Origin of the sequence: Culturomica sp., from assembly GCF_003524185.1 — a bacterium.
Taxonomy (GTDB): domain Bacteria; phylum Bacteroidota; class Bacteroidia; order Bacteroidales; family Marinifilaceae; genus Culturomica; species Culturomica massiliensis.
In genome coordinates this window covers 54,430-76,691 of sequence record NZ_DOED01000004.1, presented here as the reverse complement: position 1 = coordinate 76,691, position 22,262 = coordinate 54,430, and the positions used below count along the sequence as shown (strand labels likewise).

At 47.3% G+C, this 22,262-nt stretch carries 17 protein-coding genes; 2 read left to right on the top strand and 15 right to left on the bottom strand.

Annotated features, from left to right (window positions below; all coding sequences use genetic code 11):
* Positions 1-38: 38 nt before the first annotated feature.
* The 15 genes from DD657_RS01165 to DD657_RS01095 form a co-directional block, all read right to left on the bottom strand.
* A complete protein-coding gene (locus DD657_RS01165; RefSeq protein WP_287048094.1) occupies positions 39-1,040 on the bottom strand; it encodes an Rpn family recombination-promoting nuclease/putative transposase in 1,002 nt (333 codons plus the stop codon).
* A 259-nt stretch (positions 1,041-1,299) separates the two neighbouring features.
* Positions 1,300-1,773: a bactofilin family protein gene (locus tag DD657_RS01160; protein WP_021986586.1), complete on the bottom strand. Its 474-nt coding sequence runs from the start codon at positions 1,771-1,773 to the stop codon at positions 1,300-1,302.
* Between the two features lie 12 nt (positions 1,774-1,785).
* A complete protein-coding gene (locus DD657_RS01155; RefSeq protein WP_287048093.1) occupies positions 1,786-2,193 on the bottom strand; it encodes a hypothetical protein in 408 nt (135 codons plus the stop codon).
* A gap of 27 nt (positions 2,194-2,220) precedes the next feature.
* Positions 2,221-3,195: a DUF5106 domain-containing protein gene (locus DD657_RS01150; protein WP_287048092.1), complete on the bottom strand. Its 975-nt coding sequence runs from the start codon at positions 3,193-3,195 to the stop codon at positions 2,221-2,223.
* Positions 3,196-4,126: 931 nt separating this feature from the next.
* Complete coding sequence (locus DD657_RS01145; protein ID WP_287048091.1) at positions 4,127-4,768, bottom strand: outer membrane beta-barrel protein; 642 nt, start codon at positions 4,766-4,768, stop codon at positions 4,127-4,129.
* A gap of 20 nt (positions 4,769-4,788) precedes the next feature.
* Positions 4,789-7,248 (bottom strand): Calx-beta domain-containing protein, encoded by a 2,460-nt coding sequence (locus DD657_RS01140; RefSeq protein WP_068691923.1) that lies wholly within the window; start codon positions 7,246-7,248, stop codon positions 4,789-4,791.
* 12 nt (positions 7,249-7,260) lie between these two features.
* On the bottom strand, positions 7,261-9,150 hold the full coding sequence (locus tag DD657_RS01135) for an OmpA family protein (protein ID WP_287048090.1): 1,890 nt from the start codon (positions 9,148-9,150) through the stop codon (positions 7,261-7,263).
* An 11-nt stretch (positions 9,151-9,161) separates the two neighbouring features.
* Positions 9,162-9,755, bottom strand: a complete 594-nt coding sequence (locus DD657_RS01130; RefSeq protein WP_021986593.1) for a DUF3575 domain-containing protein — start codon at positions 9,753-9,755, stop codon at positions 9,162-9,164.
* Positions 9,756-9,786: 31 nt separating this feature from the next.
* On the bottom strand, positions 9,787-10,752 hold the full coding sequence (locus DD657_RS01125; RefSeq protein WP_148453413.1) for a hypothetical protein: 966 nt from the start codon (positions 10,750-10,752) through the stop codon (positions 9,787-9,789).
* Between the two features lie 120 nt (positions 10,753-10,872).
* Entirely contained in the window at positions 10,873-12,069 is a 1,197-nt protein-coding gene (locus DD657_RS01120; protein ID WP_287048089.1) for a hypothetical protein, read from the bottom strand.
* 32 nt (positions 12,070-12,101) lie between these two features.
* Positions 12,102-13,691: a hypothetical protein gene (locus tag DD657_RS01115; RefSeq protein ID WP_287048088.1), complete on the bottom strand. Its 1,590-nt coding sequence runs from the start codon at positions 13,689-13,691 to the stop codon at positions 12,102-12,104.
* 109 nt (positions 13,692-13,800) lie between these two features.
* Positions 13,801-15,822 carry a hypothetical protein gene (locus DD657_RS01110; protein WP_287048087.1) on the bottom strand — a complete coding sequence of 674 codons (2,022 nt, stop codon included), beginning with the start codon at positions 15,820-15,822 and terminating at the stop codon, positions 13,801-13,803.
* A 26-nt stretch (positions 15,823-15,848) separates the two neighbouring features.
* Positions 15,849-16,853, bottom strand: coding sequence for a hypothetical protein (locus DD657_RS01105; RefSeq protein WP_287048085.1), 1,005 nt, complete (start codon positions 16,851-16,853; stop codon positions 15,849-15,851).
* Positions 16,854-17,044: 191 nt separating this feature from the next.
* Positions 17,045-17,587 (bottom strand): PepSY-like domain-containing protein, encoded by a 543-nt coding sequence (locus DD657_RS01100; RefSeq protein WP_021986599.1) that lies wholly within the window; start codon positions 17,585-17,587, stop codon positions 17,045-17,047.
* A 75-nt stretch (positions 17,588-17,662) separates the two neighbouring features.
* A complete protein-coding gene (locus tag DD657_RS01095) occupies positions 17,663-18,790 on the bottom strand; it encodes a hypothetical protein (RefSeq protein ID WP_287048083.1) in 1,128 nt (375 codons plus the stop codon).
* 327 nt (positions 18,791-19,117) lie between these two features.
* Between DD657_RS01095 and DD657_RS01090 the strand changes: the two genes are divergently transcribed.
* Together DD657_RS01090 and DD657_RS01085 are read left to right on the top strand one after the other, a co-directional pair.
* Positions 19,118-19,993 carry a helix-turn-helix domain-containing protein gene (locus tag DD657_RS01090; protein ID WP_287048082.1) on the top strand — a complete coding sequence of 292 codons (876 nt, stop codon included), beginning with the start codon at positions 19,118-19,120 and terminating at the stop codon, positions 19,991-19,993.
* Positions 19,994-20,347: 354 nt separating this feature from the next.
* Positions 20,348-22,120 (top strand): bifunctional metallophosphatase/5'-nucleotidase, encoded by a 1,773-nt coding sequence (locus DD657_RS01085; protein WP_021986602.1) that lies wholly within the window; start codon positions 20,348-20,350, stop codon positions 22,118-22,120.
* The last annotated feature ends 142 nt before the right edge of the window (positions 22,121-22,262 follow it).

Sequence of the window (22,262 nt, the reverse complement as noted above, 5' to 3'; positions counted from 1 at the left end):
TAAATTTCTTACACGGGCGAGACCTACAGAAGACAAATTTACAAGTAACTGATTTCTTCTGAAGTAAGCCCTGTGGCTTTGGCAATCACTTCCGGGTCAAGACCGAGTGCTTTCATATTCCGGGCAATGTCCTGCTGTTTTTTCTTTTCACCTTCAGCAAGCCCTTCCATACGCCCTTCTATCCTTCCCTCTGCCAGTCCCTCCGCCAATCCTTCCGCTTTGCCCTCTGCTTTACCTTCTGCTCTGCCTTCTGCCCTGCCTTCTGCTCTACCTTCTGCTCTTCCTTCCGCTTTGCCCTCTGCTTTGCCTTCCCGGATAGCTGTATCCATAACACTTCGCTGTACCCGCAAATTTTCGATATTACGAAGATAGGCAGCACGGTCGGTTTTGCCGAGAGACGAAAATTTCAAACGCTCCCGTGCTTCGGCCAGGCCGGGAGCCTTCGCATTATCGCCGATTTCACCGGTTTTGAGAAAAGATATCCACTCATCGAGCGGAGTGATAGCTTTCTTGTCAAATTCATTTACCCGCAATACATAATATTCAGGGAAAAGATCCCCTGCTTCCTGACAAATAAATTTCTCTGTCTGCTGTTTCGATAATTTCAGAACATCATTGTTATGAATGCCCCGGAACTCCGTCCGGCCATGATAAACATAATCCGTACCCTGTCCAAGATCGAAATAAACGATATTTACAGAGTATACCTTACGGATTTTCTCATACAGGTCACCTTCAGAAATATACTCCGTCACGGCTTTAGACACACCGTAAAGCATACGTAGGAAATAATCGATTTCACGGTTATTCTGTACTTCTACAATGATCAATTCCCCTTTGCTATCTTCAGCGAGCAAATCCACACGATTGAATTTATCGGTAATGTCCTCTTTATTACCTTCGCTTTCGAGAATATTGCAAATTGTTATCTTTTCACCCAACAGACTACTCAAAAAACCCTCCAACACCACAAAATTACTTTTATGGCGAAGCAACCGTTTCATAGCCCAGTCGAATCGTACATAATGAGGTAGTGCCATAATTCTGATTTTAAATGTAATACTATCACAAAGTTACGTATTTTTAAATTGCCGCACAAGCTAAGATTCAGGAAGTTTTTAATTTACGACCGGTCCCGCAGACATGGCGGGGTATCGTAAAAAATGCCGGTTTCCAAAAAGTAGGTGTATATGTGCATGTATTATGTATAATATGATGGATCCGGACGGATCACAAGGGGAAAGATCAGGAAACCGGCATTATATTTATATATTCATTGTTTATTATTTATATTTACATTTATCGTTTCTCTTTCTTTTTTTCCGGTTTAGCCACAACCGGGGGCTTTTCAGCCAGAGATTCCGGAGCAACAGGCCGGAGAGATACCGCACAAAGCTGATTCCCGGAACTCAAAGTTTTACAACTACCGTTGAACATACCGCCTTCCTCGATTCTGATCCCGGCCACGGAAACATCCCCCGTAAGGGCTCCTTTTTCACGGATATGCAACGTCTCTCTTATCGTAAAAGGGCCTTCCGCCAAACCGGATATATCCGCTGTACGGCATTCGACGCCTTCGGAACAGATACATCCTCCGGGGCGTATGATCAGACGCCCGTCAATCTGGATCGTTCCCGAAAACTTTCCGTCGATAACCACGTCTGTATTACCGGACAGATGCCCCTCACAATGCACAGAAGCTCCGATCAGCGTCGGACTTACAGGCATGGAGATTCCTTCCTGCTCCTCTTTGGTCTTACTGAAATTCAACATACCCTTTCGTTTTTAATCTCCGTTTATTAATCCATGTTCTTTTACAACCTGCTCTGCATAATAGTCACTCCATTCACCGATATCCGAAAGTGCAGTGTCGGCTTCCGCCAGAACTCCCGAAAAGCTTTGAAGTTTACTACACAACAATTGCAAAGCCGCTTCCAGCGTCTTACGGGCACTTCCATAAACCCGCTCCCGTAAGGCTACAAATTTATCTCCACTCCACTCCCCGGCCTCGACAGAGGATATCAGCAACACGCTATCACCGTAAGTCTGTAAAGCATTCCGGAACACAACCACTTCCAGTAACGTCACCATTACCCGCGCATCCATAATCACAGCCTCCGTTCTCCGGCAAAAAGCCAGAAACACAACCGGGCTTAAGCGGCTATATTCCAGTCGTCCGATCCGGTTCATCATGCTTTCAGACTTCCATTCATATTTACATTACCTTAACTGCAACAACCGGTCTTCCAATTGCGGAAATACGGCATCCTTCAACATCACTTTCTTGTCCCGGTCAAGGAGATACAACGAAGGCATCGCCCGCAAATCGTAAAGTTCACGTTTTTTTATCTCCTGTCCCGAATCACAGCCGTGCAACCAAACCGAAGGCATTCCCGTCAGATTCTCCCGCCAATGCGAAACATCCGCCCCGACACACAGCGCCAGTAAAACCAGACGCCCTTTTCGGATCATCCTCCCTGCCACCTCCGAAGCTGCAAGCTGAACCTGTGTCGCCCGGCAAGCCGGACAGTCCGGATCGTAAAAAAACAACACGATATACGCAGCTTCCACCCCGTACAGCGATTTCTTCTTCCCGGAAACCGCTGTATAATAAAAATCCGTTGCGCTATCACCTACCCTGTTCTTCAACAACTTATCATACACGTAACGGGAACGCTCCTTTAACAATTCAGGTACTTCTGGCATAGACAATAACTGTTGCAAAACCACCCCGTAAAGCGCATCATTACGGTAAGGGGAATTCGGATCATAGAGGTAATGCGAAAATTGTTCCGTGAAATAATCGAAGCGGAAATTTTCCTTATAAAGAGCCCAGGTTACAGTATCTTTCCCCCCGGCCTTTGCCGACTGGTCCGCTTGCCAGGCTTTTCCCAACAAACTACCGGCACTCTTGCCGGCCACCTGTCCCGGCACCTGATTCAACACCGACAAGAAATCCGCAAAAGCCTGTTCCGTCACCTCCTCATTCCGGAGCAAAACCGTATCGGAAAAGTCGAAATGATCCCAATAATGTTCCGCCAAATAAACCGTCTTCTCTTCCTCCGAACCAAGCATGGCAGGAATAACCGGTAATTCGAAATGCGTTTTTTCAGATCCCCCCTTGTCCGTAACTCTGCCGCAAGCAAACACAACACAAATAACAACCATGAACATGCATATAAGATCGTTTCTCATTTGATTATTTTTATTGCTCCCGTTAATCAATCGTTCATATAAACTGTAAATTCCGGTTTGTAAATTTTAAATTGACCGGCAACTTAATTCGTTATCAAACTTTTTAATCGTAAATCGTAAATCAAAACAGTTCATTTACCCATGATTTACAATCTATAATCTACAATTTCCCCTTTTCTGCAGGGCCGGATTGTGCGTATAATCGTAAATCATAAATCATAAATCGTAAATCTAACCAGTTCATTTATCTATGATCTACAGCTTATAACCTACAATTTCCCTTTTCTGCAGGGCCGGATTGCGCGTATAATCGTAAATCATAAATCGTAAATCGTAAATCAAAACAGTTCATTTACCCATGATTTACAACCTATAACCTACAATTTCCCTTTTCTGCAGGGCCGGATTGTGCGTATAATCGTAAATCAAAAATCAAAAATCGTAAATCTAAACAGTTCATTTATCTATGATCTACAGCTTATAACCTACAATTTCCCTTTTCTGCAGGGCCGGATTGTGCGTATAATCGTAAATCAAAAATCGTAAATCGTAAATCAAAACACTTTTCTGTATTTTTCAGTCACCCAAACCGGTAATACAAACAAAAAGGCGATTCCCATCGACACAATCCAGGGTAATAACAATAAACCACGGAACAAATACCCCGAAAAACGTTCTGCCATTCTATTTCTATGTACCGATTCAGTTGACTGCATCTGTGTTTATGGGTTATAATTTTAATTTCATCCCGACTCAATCCGCAACGACGGTTTTCATTTGTAAATGAAATGCACGATCCCCGCTAATGTTTTCACATTTCCGACGGCAAACACATACTCCCGTCAAAAATTTATGAATTGTAAATTACACAATTGAGTCCGTCCCAGTGTGTAATTTTTTCCTTGGGGCGTCTATCAAAAATCAATATCATCTAAAATCTAAACACCACTCCGGCCATCACCTCTATTCCCTGTTCCGAATCGGCATCCAGCAAAGACCACCGGTTGGAAGCCAGTTTCCAGCTGCAACGCAAATCGAAAGCGATACGTCCCTTTTCCCAAGGAGCATAACGGCAGCCGATACCCGGCAACACCAACCCTCCCCAGTCCTTCGTCCGGGAAGTGTTGATCTGGTCCCCGGTAATCCGGAAAACAACATACTGCATTCCCCCCGACAAATTCAGGTAGGGCTGAAGCTTAAAACCGTTCCTGCCGAATGGCAGGTAACGGGCATGTACCGTCAAAGGCAGGCTACTGTAACTGCGGTCCGAATAACCGGAAACACTGCCTCCGTCATAACGGTCCTCCGTCATCCCTTTCTCCGAAGAAGAACGGTAACCGACACCCAATCCCACCGAAAAACAAGAAGAAAAATGCCAGTCCCATTTCAGGTCTCCGCCCGAGTAACCGGCCTTCGACAAAAACTGATTCCCCAGCGGCACCGATACCCCCCAGCGAAGGGCCAGCGAATGCCTGTCACGGCATTCCTGGGCCTTCCCGGAAAGGGCAAGCGACATACAAAAGCATACGGTCAATGTCCCCATTATAATCTTATTCAGCGCCGGCTTATTCATAAGTCTCAATGATTATTCTGTCAATTATTACCTTTGATCATAAATCTGGCTTTCGATTTGTCCGGACTGACCGTAATCTTGCCTGCATCCTTCACGCCCTGTACACCCTCCAGATTCACCATAACACTACGGGGGTCCGTTTCCAGGGAATACAATACAACACCGCTCAAATTTACAGCACTGCTGTTTCCATCAGGCAGGATTCGCAAATCGTATATATTCGTCAGAACAAAATCCTTGCCCAGAACCGCCGTACTGCTGCTGTCTACAGCTACCGTAAGCACCACATCGCCACCGCTGTTATTCGTCTGTAAGGCGCCGTCTTTGGCCCGCAACAGGGAAATCTTACAGAAACCGGAGATCACATTGTTTTTGCGGCCGTAATCGCCGAGTGCCTCGATAGCCACCATCGCAGGCTGATCATACAAAAGTCCGGCACAACTCAACTGGGTAGACCCGAAAGAAAGATCCACATCACTCATTGCATAAATCTTATTGAAATCGATCACCACATTTTTCACCGATTCATAACGGGTATCTTCACGTGTCACAACATTGAACGTACCGCTGTGTTTACCCGGCTCAATAATCAGACGCGGTAAACGGCCGATTTCGAAATCCAGCCCGTCAGCCGTGCTCTTACCGTACACACCGTCGACAATAATATTCGATTTCGTTGAATTCGTCAGGGCTTTTCCGTTTGTTTTGAAGATACCGAGCTCGTAAATAATATCGCTTTCACCTTCCAGACCGGGCTTGGTCCCGATCAACTGCACCAGCGCAGGCTGATCGATGATGGTTGCCTTACTGCTGTTGCGGATCATATAACTGTTTTTCACATCGGAAAGGTCCAGGGCAAATACCCGGTCGCCTTCCAACAGATCATTGGCATTTACAGGCACCTCTACGGTGAATTTACTTACGTAACGGTCGCTGCCGTCCGTCGCCGGGATAAAAGAGAGCGTACCCGCTACCGGATCGAAGTTCACTCCTTCGGAGGCTGTAATCGGACGGGTTTTGTAATTTACCGTTACAGGAAGCGGGGCTCCCTCTTCTGAATAGGAATAACCCGACAAAGACACTGTAAATACGGCTGTCGTCGTTCCCGCTATCGGCTTCATAATCTGAATATCGCTCAGGAATACCCCGTGTGCCAGTTTGGCAATACGCGCTCCCTCACCCAGAAATACAGCCTCTCCGTTTGCCGGAAGGGACACGGACAGGAAATGAGCCGGCGCACCCTCCGTCACATAACGGTCGAACTGCAACTCGCCCAGGCCCGAAAGCATGCTCAACCGGCCGCTCATGGCACTCGCCATCAGCAAGTCGCCGCTGCTGTTAATACGCAACTCCGTATAATCCGTTGCCGTTGCTTTTTCATACAGATGGCGTCCCTGGCGGGAAAGCTTTACAATCTTGCCCTTTTCGGTAATAGGCTCATAAAGGCTTACCACACAATCGCCGTTCAACGGATTGTGGGTCATTCCGGCGATAACGCCCTTATCGATGCTCGACGTCAGTTCCGTACCGTCGGAACGCAGCAGGGCATAATAAGAATTGTTCAGGTCATTTCCCCCCACAAGGACTTCGCCCGTAGGACAAACGATCAATTGATCAAGCTTTGTGGCGGAAGTCACCGGGATAATCTGTTTCTGAAAAACGATATCCCCTTCTTCACGGATTTTAATCACTGCACCTCCCGTTTTCTCCCCTTCTCCGACGATATAGATTTTACCTTCGTTGGTCGATATCATCTTCTCGATATGAAAAGTCCGGTCAGGCAACTGGGTAATAAAAAAAGGTTTGCCGTTTTCATCCAGGCGCACGACGGAAGCTCCCTCTTTTTCTCCGGCCGAAAAAGCCGCATGCAGGTATTCCGTATGTCCTCCCAGCACATCGATACCGGTACAGGTTTCACCTGCCGTCGCGATGTACGTATATACCAACCGGTTATCGGCCGACACCTTACACACAAACCCCGAGCGCCCACCGTCGTCTACCGGGGTATCGCCGCAAATGACAAACCCGCCGGATGCCAGCATACGACCGCCTGTTACCCGCGTACCGGGACGTCCGAAACTGATGTCGTGGGAAATTTGCCCCTGACGGGAAAGTACCAGCATCTGACCGCCCGGAGCGTCGCCGGTACGGTCAGAAGACGAACGTACCCCTGTCAGCAAAACTTTACCGTCCTTCAAAGGGAGCACATTCAGGATGCCGGTAAATTCATCCGGATTAAACGTGCGCGACAAAAGGCATTCGCCCTGACGGTCGAACCATGACACCATGACACGGCCTCCGTTTTCACCTATCGTCACCACATCCCCATTGGGAAAATCCGCACACAAACGGGTAAAACGGACGTCTTTACCATAAACATGGTCATAAACCGTGGGCATAAACTGGGCTTTCACTTCTCCGAGCAATCCCAGTATCAGGCAAACTCCCAGAGCCAAAAAGAAAATTTTGTTTGATTTCATATTGGAGTATATTTATTGTTTTTTCTTTACGATAATATCCACACGACGCGCTTTCTGGTAAGCCACGATACGCTCTTTGCGTGTCAAAGGCTTGCGCGGAGGTTGCACTTCCTTATTATCCAGTGAAAGGTAACCGGCCGGAGAAACGTAATCCTCCAGGGGAATATGCAACTGTCCGCGACCTTCCGGGAAAAAACGGGGCCGTGCCCGTTCTGCCTTAAAAAACTGTACAACGGCATTCGCCCGTTGCTCGGAAAGACGCAGATTGTATTCGGGTGTACCGAGTTCGTCGGCATAACCGATCACAGAAATCTCCGTGATATCGTCGAAACCGCGCATCGCCAGTATCTGGAAAAGGCGCTCTTTGGCCTGGGGAAGAATCCGGTAACTGTCGAATTCGAAATAAATACTCGTCAGCAACTGGCCGGATTCGGGCAACATATAAACCGGAGTCTCTTTCACCTCCTTTTCGATGGAAGAGGTGTGTGTCTTAAGCAACCCTTTGACAAGGTTCAGGTTACCCACCATGGCCGAATATTCGTCGGAAACGCCCACGGCCGCTTTGCTGCTCAACGGCGTCGAAGCTGCATTGAATGTATAGATATCGTCTTTACCGGCAGCGCCACGGCGGTCAGAAACGAAGTAACCCGTTTCTCCGTCGAAAAACATCCCGAAATCATTGAATACCGTATTCACAGGCCAGGGATAATGATAAAGCGTCCCGGACATCACAATATTGTGACCGAAACTCACACGATAGATATCATAGCCACCGAAACCTTCCCAGCCGTTCGAACTGAAAAAAAGTGCATCACCGACGATACGCGGATAAACTTCATCCCCCTCCGTATTGATTTCAGGCCCCATATTCACAGGTTCTCCCCATTGCTGTCTCTCTTCGTCCCAGTGACACATATAAAGGTCCATACCTCCGTAACCTCCGGGACGGTCGGAAGAAAACATAAGTGATTTGCCGGCATTGAAAAACACCGGATGCGCATAGGAAACACCTTCCTGGTAGTTGAAAAGGGGAATGAAATCACTCCAGCCGCCACGCAGGGTATCGAAAACCGAATAATACAACTGATTGATAAATACGCTTTTATCCACTCCGGGTTTCAGGATACGCCCCTTATTCCGGTAAATGATCTTCGTAGCCACCATGATCTTGCCGTCATCTGAAAAAGCCACCGGACCGCTTTGCAATTCACGCGGGATATCCCGGAATATTTCGGGTCGCTGGCTGCGCATCGAGTAAAACTGGGTTCGGTGATAATAAATTTTCTGAGGGTCCTGAATCATTCCGTGACTAACGGCATAAAAAGGTTTACCGTTCCATTCGCCCATCCAGTATTCCGCCTCCGGGCCACACCCTTCGAACAGCCGTACCTCATATTCCGCATCTCCCCGCCGGTAATAATGCTGCTGGTTAGCCAGCGAAAAAAGAGTGTTCAGATAACGCTGGTTGCGGCTGAAAGGCTGCATAAAAGCAAAATGACGCGCGATAACCTCCGCACGCTGATTTTCATCCCGTCCGCGCAGGGCATCGATATAATAGCACACATCACCGACACCCATCAGCGTATCGGCGGCATAAAAAACACGGTCGAAATAATCCACCGCCCTTTCATTCTGCTGTAAAAGCATATAAAAACGGGCGATTTTCAAGGCCAATACATTTTTACGCTCGTCCTGTTCGTCCAGCCGGTTATAAACCTGTTCGTAAGAACGCATGGCTTTGTCGTATTTGCCTTTGATAAAGGCCAGGTCGGCAGAGCTTTCTGTGGAACGAAACCAGGGGAAAGCACGCAGCCAGCTTTCGGCCCGGACATTCCCCGGAGCCAGAAGAAAAAGAAGGGTCAACGACCAAAAGATCACTAGTATTCGTAAATTTCTTATCATATTGCTTTAAATTAACGGAACAGATTATACACCAGATGCACCCCGAATTTGGTCGGACCTACCCAAGCCCTGGTATCTTTCAGGGAAAGCGGGACATTTGCCCATTCACCGCCCAGCTTATAGGTGTCGTACTGTAAATGGGCATATCCCACTCCCACATTCAGATCCAGGCGAAAACGCTTTGACAGGTAAAATTTATAGCCGAAAGACACTCCCGTAGAAATGCCCCAGCCCTTATAGCGTTTACTATTCCGGCCTTCCCCACGGTCCAGGCCTATATTGAAGTTTCCGCCTTCAATATAGGGACCCAGGTAAAAACCGTCATACTGGTCGTTGGTATAGTAGTATTTAGGGTTAAAATAGTAACGTACATCCAGGCTTCCGATCAGTGCCCGAAAAACCGTCTCGTTTTTCTTAAACATATAAGGAGCCCAGAGTATATCGGCATTCAAAGAAATCTGACGGCTGACCGTTTGTTCATAGCCGATGTTAGGCGTGCCTGCCAGAAGCAGGGGCGCATTCGTTTTGACAGCCTGACCGCTGACTTCACGGGATCCGAAAAAACACATCAATCCGGCGGCACACACACACAATACTTTTTTCATATTATAGTTCATTTAGTACAGAATCATTTTATTATACCGGAGTTGTTTCACCCTGTCCGATATCTTCCCATCCCACAAGCTGTACGCTTACCATCGTAAAGCCCTCGAAACAAAAACTGACCGTATGACGCGGCTCCAGAAACCAGGGTTTTGGCAACGGTTCACCGTTTCCGTCCGTCACCGGGCAATTTTCAGAGAGGTTTTTTTCAGTAAAATAACCGACCTGATCTTCCCCGCTATAGAAAAACACTTCCAGCCCGAGCGGAGGACGTTCGGGAGCGACCCCTTCCAATAAGGTTCCCGAAGAAGGCAGAAAACTATCCTTAAACTCTTCGTTGTCCGATTGATGCAAAGGCAAATAGGAAGCCTTCACCCGGTCGCCGGGCGTAAAAGTGGTGAAACTGCCGCTAAAACTCATCCGCGTCGCCAGTCCCGAATAAATCACCTCCACCCGGTCGACAACCTTCGGCAGCTTCTTAAATTTAAGCACGAGAGTCCCCAGATACACCAGGTCCTCTTTTATATCGACCGTATCGGCTACCCGGGCACCGGCATGTCCTATAGGCAACACCTCCGCCACTTTTTGCAGCATGCGGCAATCCAATTTTCCGGGAGCATAAATCCCGGCCTTCTTGTCCACCACCGGAAGAGCCAGCCAGGAATCTGCCAAAGGCTGTCCTTCCGTCACCTCGATCGTATTCAGTTGGGCGAAACACATCACATTTGTCTCTCCGGGCTTCAGTTTCGAACGGATAATACCGTCCGTCACGTAAGGCTGGTTAAAATCAGCGGCCGCAAACCGGCTGGTACGCAAATGATTGCCGGCAGCATCGTGAAAAGCCACATAGAAATCCTGGATACTGCGGTCCTTTATCTGGGGGACATAAATCCAGTAATTATTTTCGTCCAGGAAATAGTCCTTCGTACAGGATACGGCCATACAGCCAAGCAATAACCCGCCCAATAAGGTTCTGCCGTTTTTTATTATTTTATTCATTATCATCATTCCACTTTGAATTATTTGTATCCCCTGTTATGGAAACCGCCCCGCCCTTTCCGGCCTAAGTCCGCCGTCCGGAGGAATCAATATCTTACCGGATATTTCCCTTGTGCCGGCTCAAACGGGAATATCTTCCGATACGATTCCCGCCCACGGTACCAGCTCGATGTTCACATCCGCATTTCCGTACTGGCCCACCTCCGGAATACCGGGATTAGCGGGATCCTCCAGCCATATACCTTTCCGTTCGAGTGTCAGATTGATCTCCAGGATATAATTCGGGTTGACGGCCGTACTTACGGCTGCCGTCCACGCAACATCGGCTGCTGCTGCCAAACCCGTCGTATGTCCCATAGGCACATATCCGGCCGGGGCCTTGCCCGTCAGTACGATGTCAAATTTCTCGCTTCCGGTGGCAACGGAACCGCCCGGAAACATCCGGATGTCTTTCCACAGTGTAATGTGCCGGTCGGGATTCAATATCGTTCCGCCACTGTAACCGCTGGCCGGCTCCGCATCGTGAAAAGCTCCTTTCGTATAAAGTACGTCTTTGATGCCCCCGCGGACTAACGTACCGAGCGGATTCGCAGAAACGGTTGCGCGACGGATACGGAAACCGGCATCCGCATGGGTAAAATCGACAACATTGTTACCGTTTTTCGACTGATCGATACGCACGCGCAGCATCGAAATGATACGGGTCAGACGAAACGGCGCCGCAGTCAGGTCGTTGGTCTGGTCTGCCAGAATCCGGACCCCCGTTTTCTTCGCCACAAAAACCTCTGCAGACTCAAGGTAACCGGTAGACCCGGCCTCGGCTGCTCCCTGGGGGGTAAAAGCAGTATTCACGGCCAGTTTCATCAGCAGGCCCGTAACCGGCGAACCGACACAACTGTTCACATCCCAGGAGCCTCCCGTAGCTTTCTCGGCACGGATATCGGACTGCTGGGAATTGGCGATCACGTAAACGTCATACGTTTTACCCGTCGCCGACGCCTTGATGTTCGTTAATGCAAAATGCTTGGCCGCCATATCGCCGGAGACAGGAACCGGCAGTATACTGCGGGCATCCTTCACGGTTCCGTCTTCCACAAAGAGAATCAGCATATCTTTGATATTACCGTTCCAACTGGTCGTCGGCATGGCTGTTGACCGGGGTATCGCACGTATTCCGGGCTCGGATTCCAGGCTGAAAGCCATATTTACTTTACCAAAACCGTCGCCGGCAGCCCCTCCGCCGTTGTCTTCCTTGCTGCATGCAGCCGTCCCGACCGCCAACAAAGCGGTCAACAGTAAGAAATAGATCGTTTTCATCGAATTCATTATTTTATGTGTCTGTTTATATGTCATTTTTTATAGATATGCACTTCTATCACATGGTCGGGAGCCATCAGGAAAACTTTCCTCCACTCGCCGGCACGACCACCGGGCCGGGTAAGGATAAAAATGTTTTCGTTCAATGAGTTCATGATTTCACCGTAGAAATAAGAAACATCGTAGGTGGAATTTACGCCCAAACCGATCCAATCCTCCGGAAGCCAATCCGCTTTATCAATCCGGCCGTTACCGGCCCTGAATTTCTGAACGGTCGCCCCGTTCCGGAGTACAGCTTCTTTCACCCTGACTCTGATTTTTTTACGCAAAGTCCCGAAACGAAGAGTGATCGTATAAAAACCGTCGGAATCCGGCTGGCCGGCTCCGTTATTTATAAAACTCAGCTCATATTTACCGCCCCCATTATTCTTCAACTGCCAATTCGTATTACCGGTCTCGTAAATCATATCCAAAGAAGCACCCGCTCCGTCCCCCAGTACTTTCGTAACAACCTTAGTCAAAACCGTAGTATAATGACCGTCCCGGCAAAAATGGAACTCCGAAGCATTCAACCCCAGCTCATACAAGCCGTTTGTATACACCTCATTTATCCCATCCAGACCCGTCATATCCGGATCGATCACCACCGAAACGTCGTTCGCAAAGACACTGTTTTGCGCTTCGGCGAAAGTAGCATGACCGGCATTTTTCACGGCTGTAATCCGCAGACGGTAGTACACATTCCGTTCTATGTCGGCAAACGTGTTGGCAGGTGAAGGCAAAGCAATTTTATAGTAGGAAGGCAAAGTACTGCGCTGATAATACCCCTTCAGTATCAGATAAAAACCCGGACCTTTCCAGTTGACATCCCGCATGGAAGTCCGCTGTTCAAACAAATAAACCGGTTCGGACAAACGAGTGCCTGAAAAATCTACCCGTCCGGTCAGTGTCAAAGTCGCCGGATCGGGATTTGAAGCCGCCAGGCTGCCCGTTGTCGCCAGCGACATATAGCTGATCGTTTCGGCACGGAAAGTTGTATCTATAGTTGTAACCTCTACCGTAAACTTCGCCACATTCCTTTTGACCCGGACCGTTCCTCCCGTAGCCGTATTAAAAGCATTTACACTTAGCCGGGGCAGCACGATTTTTGAAGAACACATCACATAAGGAGGCGCCACCGATCCCGGAGCGCTTGCTTTTTTCAGTGCCAGAAAAGCAGATTCCCGGGATACGCCATCCTGCATACCGCCCAGCAAATTATTGGCATTAGCCACGACGTATACATAATGCTCTCCCTCCCGTTGAGGTACGGCAAACATTTGGTTGCTGCCATTGCCCGTAAACGAAACCATACGTTCCAGCACATTATCGGCGGCAGTGCCGGCTCCCGATTTTCTGAATATCAGTACCGCCCAGTTATTGATCCTGTTTTCCTCGGTTGCAGTCGCACGGGTAATCACCTCGCTCATCGATTCGGCTTTGCAGCCCAGGGAAAACAATTCCTCCCCGGTATCCGGACCGGAGACGATCTCTTCCTGACAGCCGCCAAGCAGCAACACCAGGCAGCAACACCCCCACCGGCAAATAGTTCCGACCGTTTTTTTCATAAAGCTTTCTTTCATTGTAAATTCTTTTTTGAAACTCTCCGACTTTTCAATCTTAAATCAAAAATTAAAATAGCTTCCCCATTCACCCGTTCCCTGTCTTATACTTTCATCCCGACTCATAAGCTTACCATCTGTTTCTGACACAACGGACATTGGCCACACCTCCCGGAGGCGTTGTCCCGCCGGGCTGAGTAAGACCGGCAGCCTGCCCGTTCGCAAGCCAATACAGAGCGGCATTGAAATTATTGGGTATCCCTTCACGCCCCGCCTTTAGCAGGGCATAGCCCCCTTCAGCAACCGTAGGCAAACGCCACCCGGTTTTACCGCCCTCGGTCAGGTTCTGACAAATCCGTTGAGCCTCTACAAAATTCACCTCCCCGGAATGATCGGCCCTGTTTACCTCCACCTGGTAATACTTTTCCAGTTTATCGTCCTGCACACAAAGTACCTTGAGAAGAGAATTTCTATATGCAGGCGGATAATATGGATCACCAGGATGATGTAAATCACCAGTAGGTATATGTCCATTGCCACTGGCTGTATACGCCTTATTACTCCACATAATTTCGGAAGCCCATAATTTATGAGAAAGATACTGACCACCCTTTAATCTCATATAGAATAAACCTTCCCGAATCGTAGACATCCGCCAGCAGCCCCGACCTGTCAACGGGTCGTTCGCAGTTCCCTCGTAATAACCGGCACACCCCCTATATTCGTCCCCCTGTGAATACAACCGGATCATAGCATCTTGCGATATGCCATTATTAAAACCCGTATTCGCTTCATTCGTATACCCCATACCTTCGGCCCATGACATTGCGTCCAAATATCGGCTAGCAAAACGGGCTCCGGCACAGTTGACGACCAACGTCTTTTCGATATTGTTCGCCCTAAGCTTTATCCGGACAGAAAAACCAACTCCCGTGCGCCAGTTGCCCAGTTTCAAAGCCAACTGTCCGCTTCGGTGGCTATCGTCGTCCCACACCACATCACACACAAAATCATTCCGGGCAACCGTATCCTCCCGGTTTAGCTCCCGGGGCTTATCCACCCACACCTTTCCCGGCCCCGTAGCCTTAAAACTCACATACCGCGGCATACGGTAAGCTTTAAAGTCGTCGATTTTCTCCGTTTGCAGGAAAAAACCGTAGGCATCTCCGATTTCCGACTCCACAGTACGCTCATCCCAGGCTTCCACGGCAGCCTTTACCTGCCAGTCGTCCACCTGTTGCCCCAATCCGGTTACTCCCGTAAATTTGAATGTATATACCTTATTCCGGTTGACATCCCGACTCGTGTTTCCGGCAACAATATCGTTCCCCACGTTTACGGTATACTCCGAACTTCCCTCTTTCACGGCTCCCCGGTAACGGTCGGCCCGGACTGTCAATGTCATACGCCGGTTGTTAGCCGCAGCAAGCAGGTATTCGGGCACCAGCAACTGGGTTTCGAACTTATAAAGGCCTCCGGTTACGGTTGAAGTCCCCAGAGGAATCGTTTTTTTCACGTAACCGGTACCGTCATAGGCTTTGGGATAAAGGTAACCGAACCCGGGTACGTTACTCAGTTCCGCTTCCCGGAAACGAAGGCTTACCCCATCCAAAACCGGATTAAGATCGAAAGACAAAAACACGCGGGCCATGGTATACACACTGCTCCGCAAGCCCGTCTTGCTGATATCGGCTCCGTTATAGAGTATTTTGCCCGTCCCGTCATTCGGGGCATGTATATTTTTATATTCGTAATAACGTTGTTTAGTGGCATTTACCGCCGGCAGGTTCCGGCTGATTTTCACGGCGGCAAAAGAAGACCAGCCGGCCACGGAAGAAAGGTCCTCCTCTTCGTCGATAACCGTATAAACATCGTTGTATTCCCCCGGATAAAGCGGTACATTGAATCCGCTGAGCCCGGTAAACAATTTATTATAACGGAAACTTTTGTTTCCGGCTTCTGTCGGAGCGGAAAACAGGATTACCCGCACTTTGCTCTGTGACGACATGGCAGAGCCCAGATTAAAGGGCAGCATCCCGTTTATTCCCGGAACAGGATCAGGAGTCAGCTCTGCCTCTTCGCAGCCTGCCAGAAAACAAACGCACAGACAGAGTGCCATCCACCATTGTTTTTTGCCGAATCGTTTATTCATCTTCGATTTCATATCTTTTAATTACATTAATGTAAATTCGGATCGTCAGCCGCAACTTCCTCCCAAACGGGCAAGGTTGTCACATTACATTCCAGAGACATATCGAGCGCATTCAGGATCAGTTTGACATCCAGAATCTGATTGCAGCGTACCACCGCAGGAAGCGTCTTCCGCAACCAGACAACCGTACCGTTTCCGTCTCTGAAATCGATCCCGACATCCATCTGCAGCGTAGTCAAATCCGTCGGATTGGGATTGAGTGTACCGTCTGCATTCCAGAAATCCGTGCCACGGTGGGCCGGAATAATAAATACCATCGTATCACTCCGGAAAGTGCCGTCCCCCCGGGAGGTAAAATTCAGTTTTCCCTGTAAAGGCAATGCCAGCGTATCGGGATTTGTTTTTGAGGGCAGCAATTTCCCCTCCCAATCCAGCCGCAAGGGCACCTTATAAAGACGTATGTTCTGCTCCCGCGCAGGATCGATATTACGCACACTTTCCACATACACACGCACCTTCGCCACATTGCGTGCCACATTGGCCGAATTGACGGTTACCGTCTGATCTTCCCGCACCTCAGGCAGACTGATTTTTCCGAAAAAAAACTCAGGGGCAAACGTACTTTTCCCGTTTACAACAGTCGGTACATACCGGTACATGGGTTGTCCTGACAGTGGCCGTCCGGCAACCGGATTACTCAAGGCAGCCCCCTGCGGGGACACCATCGTAAGATACCAGTTACCGGTACGTATTTTAGATGTAAGGGTCGTACCCGTGCGGTTGATTCCGTATATCTCGTAACTGAACTTACCGTTGTCCGTCCCTCCCCGGCGGGAGAGCAACAAGCGCATATCCCCGGCCGGCGAATTTGTCAAAGCCGTCCCGGAAGTTCCCACTTTCAGCGCCAGGAATCCCTGCTCCCCGTCCTCTCCCTTCTCGTAATAATCACCGCTACAGGACAACAACCCCAGACACAAAACCATCCCCACGATTCTTTCCTTCCATAAATGTCGCATTGGTTTCAGTTTCATATATTCATATTTTATTTCAGCCGACAGATTGCTCTGACGTCTATTTTTTCTCTTCCCGCTTTCCCGTCCCTCGTTTAAATCTTATTTACAATTTCTATTATTCTTATCCATTTCACACACCCCGTCAACAGACTGTAAACCGTAAATGAAGCACACAAATCCACAATCAACTTGCGGAAACAATTGTTTTCCTAAAATCTCTCACCGGTGGCAAAATCTCCCACGGTCTGCAACCTCACACTTTTCACACTCTTATTTTTATCCTTTCCCGGAATACGGATTTCCCCGTCAGTATCAAAATACAATTCACCGTCCACCTGTCCGAAAACAAAAAGGGTATACCCTTCCTTCGTACGTTCGAATCCGGAGATATAAGTACCCGGATAATGCTCGGCAACAAGCATGCGGATTTTACCGGGCAACAATGTCCGGAGTCCTTCCGTCAGTTGTGTAAACAAATAACAAGCTTTGATCAATTCGCCCTGTTCGTCAAACCAAAGCTCACCGTTATGGAATACCACACAATATTTACCGCGGTACGTCAAATATTCGGGCGGAGAACAAACCCCGGAACAGGTTTCTTTCAGCAGATGCTGAATTTCGGCAGGCAGGTCCTCCAACTGGATTTTACGACCGGGCTTACTTTTCTTTGTACAGGTCACCGGCGAGGCAGCCACCACCGAAATGATACAAAGCAGGATCATTGCCAGCGTGATTATACTGATATCTTTCATAGCCTTTCCGATTAAAAAACAAGATAAAAGCCGCTTCTCCCGCCAAACCGCCTTTACGGGAGAAGCGGCAACACATTAAACAGGTAATTCCGTCTGAGTTATATTACCCCAATCTACCAAATTTACTTTGATCGTAAGATTTCCGTAAGAACCGACTTCAGGTTCGTCCTTGTCACCTACACTCTGAACGGTAACAACTACTTCCAGAATTCCGTTGGAGGCTACAGCCTGACTGATAGCTCCACTCCAATACACCGGTGTATTAATCGCCAACGGTCTCGTGGCTCCGGCCGGAATATAGTCGTTTGTCTTGGTCGTTCCTTTGATCATAATATCGAACTTCTGAGCTCCGGCAGTTGCACTACCTCCGGGGAAACAAAGGAAATCCCGGTAGCAGGTTACTCCATTACCCAGAATATTTCCCGTACCGGCATATCCGGTAGTCGGCTCTGTGCCCAAAAACGATTGATTTACAAATACCCCGTCAGTCGGAACTACAGCGGTAAAAGCTTTCAGCACATTCATCGACGGACTTACGCGACGTAAAAAGATAAAAGCCTTACCTGTTCCGGTAAAATCGATTTTACTCAGGTTGTCTCCTTTCGGCACCAGGCGCACCCGGATCAGGGACACGACACGGGTCAGGGCAAAAGGAGTTGTTATATTGTTATCCCTGTCCGCCTGAATTGTCACACGTTGATTGGCCATGAAAATTTCAGCCGGGGAATTATAACCGGTTCCGGTTACTCCGGCCGGCATAGTGGCTGTTGTCAAAGCCATCAGCAAATCCTGTGTACGCCGGCCTTTGGCATTTTCAGGCGTCCAACCCGGACGGCTGATACCGGTTTGACCGGAATTGGCTATAACATACACGTCGCAATCGGTATTGGCCGGTATATTTTTAAGGCTCACCGATTGCTCGCTTAAATCTGCCGCCGTTGGCGGGGTAACCGAACGGGCATCTACGACAACCCCGTCTTTGGCAAACAAAATAATCAGGTCTTTCACATTGTCTCTCCAGCTTGTCGTTGGTTTCTTACCGGAAGCAGGAACTGCACGGCCTTCCGGATTTTCTGAAAAGCCGAAAGACATTTTCACATTACCGGTACCCCGGTCTTTCACTACTTCTTCCTCCTTGTTACAGGACAATAAGCCCGCAGCTAACAAGGGTATTAAAACGAATAATTGCACTAATTTTCTCATAGTCAAACTTTTAAGATGATTAATAAACACACAGTTTTTATTTTTATTACACTTTTTTCGTCAAGCAGCACACCACTCTCCGACATAAAAAATCAACTCTACTTATAGATAGAGTGTGCATGAAAATAAAAAGTCATAATCATATGTATATCAACACATTAACAACAAGAATGTATAAGAAAATGTTTCAGCAAAAATTACATGTAAATCAGACATACAAACAAGCATCATAAAAACCTGTATATCTGATGATTAGAAAAATATATACTGAAACTTTGCTGAAACACAGCCAACATAATATTGTTCAAATAAGTAAAAACAAAGAACATGGGGGAAATCTTATTAAACAAATTACTTTACGTAAACGAACACCAAAGTTGTAAAAATTACCAGGTAGAAATCGACACCGGATTCAAATACCTGGAAGTTCCACCCGGCACGCACGTATATGAACCCAAACTGCAATACAACAACGTCGTCATTCTCATTGAAGGTGAATGCATTATCAGTTGCAATCAGTATGACAACCGTAAAATCTCCTCTTCGGAAATGGTACTTTTACCCAGGGGAGCTTTGGTTGACGCTTATACCCAAAAAGACTGTAAGCTGCTGTTATTCAGCTTCGGAATGGTACGAAACGTATGCGACGTCAATATGCTGCAATCCTATTATGATTTATGCAACGATATTCACTATGATTTCACGCCTTTGGAAATCAGACATCCGCTCAACGAGTTTATCGACCTGCTGGTGTTCTGCCTGAAAAGCGGAATGAACTGCGCTCATTTACACGAGATTAAACACAAGGAATTCTTTCTGTATCTGCGTGGATTTTATACAAAAGAAGAAATTGTACAATTGTTTTTTCCCATCATGGGGAAAAAATTGAAGTTTAAAGATATGGTATTGAAAAACTATACCAAGGCGGAAAATGTGGAAGAATTAATCGAACTTTTAAAGATGAGTAAGAACGCATTTTATGCAAAATTCTCAAAAGAGTTCGGAATGTCGCCCAGGCAATGGATGCTGAAACAAATCCGGCACCAGGTATTTATAAAAGCTGCGATCCCGAACATCACAATCAAGGAACTGATGGACCTGTTTAATTTCGACTCTCCTGTACAATTTAACCGGTTTTGTATGCGCGAATTTAATTGTACTCCGGGAGAGTTAATCAAACAGCAACAGGAAGTTAGTCACTAATTCGCAGAAAAATAAGGAAAAAAAGGCAAGTAAAACGAAATGATAAAAGATTCGCACGTTTTGTTAATGGATATTATAACAGAGATACTATCTTTGTCCCGTGAAAAGGTATAGTCCTTATCAATTAAAGGCTGTATCTCTATCTATAAGTAGAGGGAGTGTAAATATTTAAAAACTGTTGTATTTTGGGGTCGCACTCTATCTATAAGTAGAGGAATTCTGCAAATATATAAAAAATACAATTTTATTAAAATTTTCTCCGGATTTTTTACATTTTTTCAATTTATACAACCGGCCGATTACATGTTTCTTTTTATTACTTTTGTTACGGTGTAAAATTCAAATGCTAACAAAATGAAACCACATTTTTTCCGGTTGTTGATCAACCTCATTCTTTTATCGGCTCTGGCTGTTTCCTGTAATTCCAAACCGGAAAAGGCCACGCTGACTATTTATTGTACTTCGGATGTCCACGGAACGATATACGATTACGACCTGAAACGGGATCGTCCGAACAAAAGCAGTCTGGCCAATGTGTCTACGGCAATCAAAAACGCCCGGATGCAGGACAGCAACCGTGTTATTTTTCTGGACAACGGAGATTTTCTGCAAGGCCAGCCCAACGACTATTACTATAATTTCATCGATACCGGTGTGACCAACCTGACGGCAGAAGTGATGAATTATCTGGGATACGATGCGGCATCCGTCGGCAATCACGACATCGAAGCCGGGCATCCGGTATACGATAAAATCGTTCACGAATTAAATTTCCCCTGGCTTTCGGCCAACACAATAAATACAGCCACGGGACAACCGTATTTTCAGCCTTACACCGTTATTGAGCGTAACGGACTGAAAATTGCCGTTCTGGGCATGACCACTCCCGGTATATACAAATGGCTGCCGAAAAAATTGTGGGAAGGTATGGATTTTGAAGATATGGTAAAGACAGCCCGCTATTGGGTAAGCGAAATCCAAAAGAAAGAACAACCGGATTTACTCGTCGGACTTTTCCATTCCGGCTTCAACTACAATTATGCAGGAGAAAACGCCGAAACTCCGCGCAATGAAAATGCAGGCGTATTGGTTGCCCAACAGGTGGACGGTTTCGACGTCATTATCCTCGGCCACGACCACCAGGCAAAACAAATGGAAATTACGAACAATGCCGGACACAAGGTTGTGATCCTCGACCCGAAATCCCATGCCAATTACCTCGGAAAGATTGACATTACGCTGACCCGCGTGGGAAACGCTTACGACAAAAATATCACGACAGCGTTAATCGATCTGTCAAAAATTGAAAAAGATACGGCTTACCTGAACCGCTTTGCTCCGGCTATTGAAAAGGTAAAAGCATACATCAATACCGAAATCGGAGAATTTAAAGAGCCTTTGTCCGGACGCGACGGCCTGTTCGGTCCCTCTGCCTTTACCGATTTCATCCACAACGCACAACTGGCAACCACCGGAGCCGATATTTCTTTCAGTACCGTATTACAAATGGATGCTCTCATACAGAAAGGAACTGTGACCATCCGGGACATGTTCAACCTATACAGTTATGAAAACGGACTTTACACCCTGTCTTTCACCGGCAAGGAAATCGACCGTTATCTTGAATATGCCTATGGATTGCAATACAACACCATGCAATCGGCCAAAGACCATCTGCTGCGTTTTAAAAGTGACTCTACCGGCAAGCTGCTGAAAAACAACAAAGGCTACTATATACTTGCTTCGGATTTTTTCAACTACTCCTGTGCTGCCGGAATTAAATATACCGTCGACGTCACAAAGCAACCGGGCGAACGGGTCGACATCCTTTCGATGTCCGACGGTACGCCGTTCGATGAAAACCGGACGTATAGCGTAGCCATCAACTCTTACCGGGCAAACGGCGGCGGAGGTCATTTGACAAAAGGACTGGGCTGGGATAAGGCGGAAATCGACTCCCGGATCATCAAAATCATGCCCAAAGATGTCCGTTTCTATATCACGGAATACATCCGGGACAAAAAAACATTGGACCCCCAATGCCGCAACGATTGGAAAGTCGTCCCCAAAAGATGGTTTAAAAAAGGCAAGGAAAAAGATTATCAATTGCTTTACGAACAGCATTGAGACAGGCCGGACATATTGGGATTTATGATTTACGATTTACGATTTATGATTTTAGATTTACGATTATAGATTATACACACTATTCTCTCCGGCGAAAAAGAGGATTCGTCAATCGTAAATCATAAAATAAACCGGCCGGAAA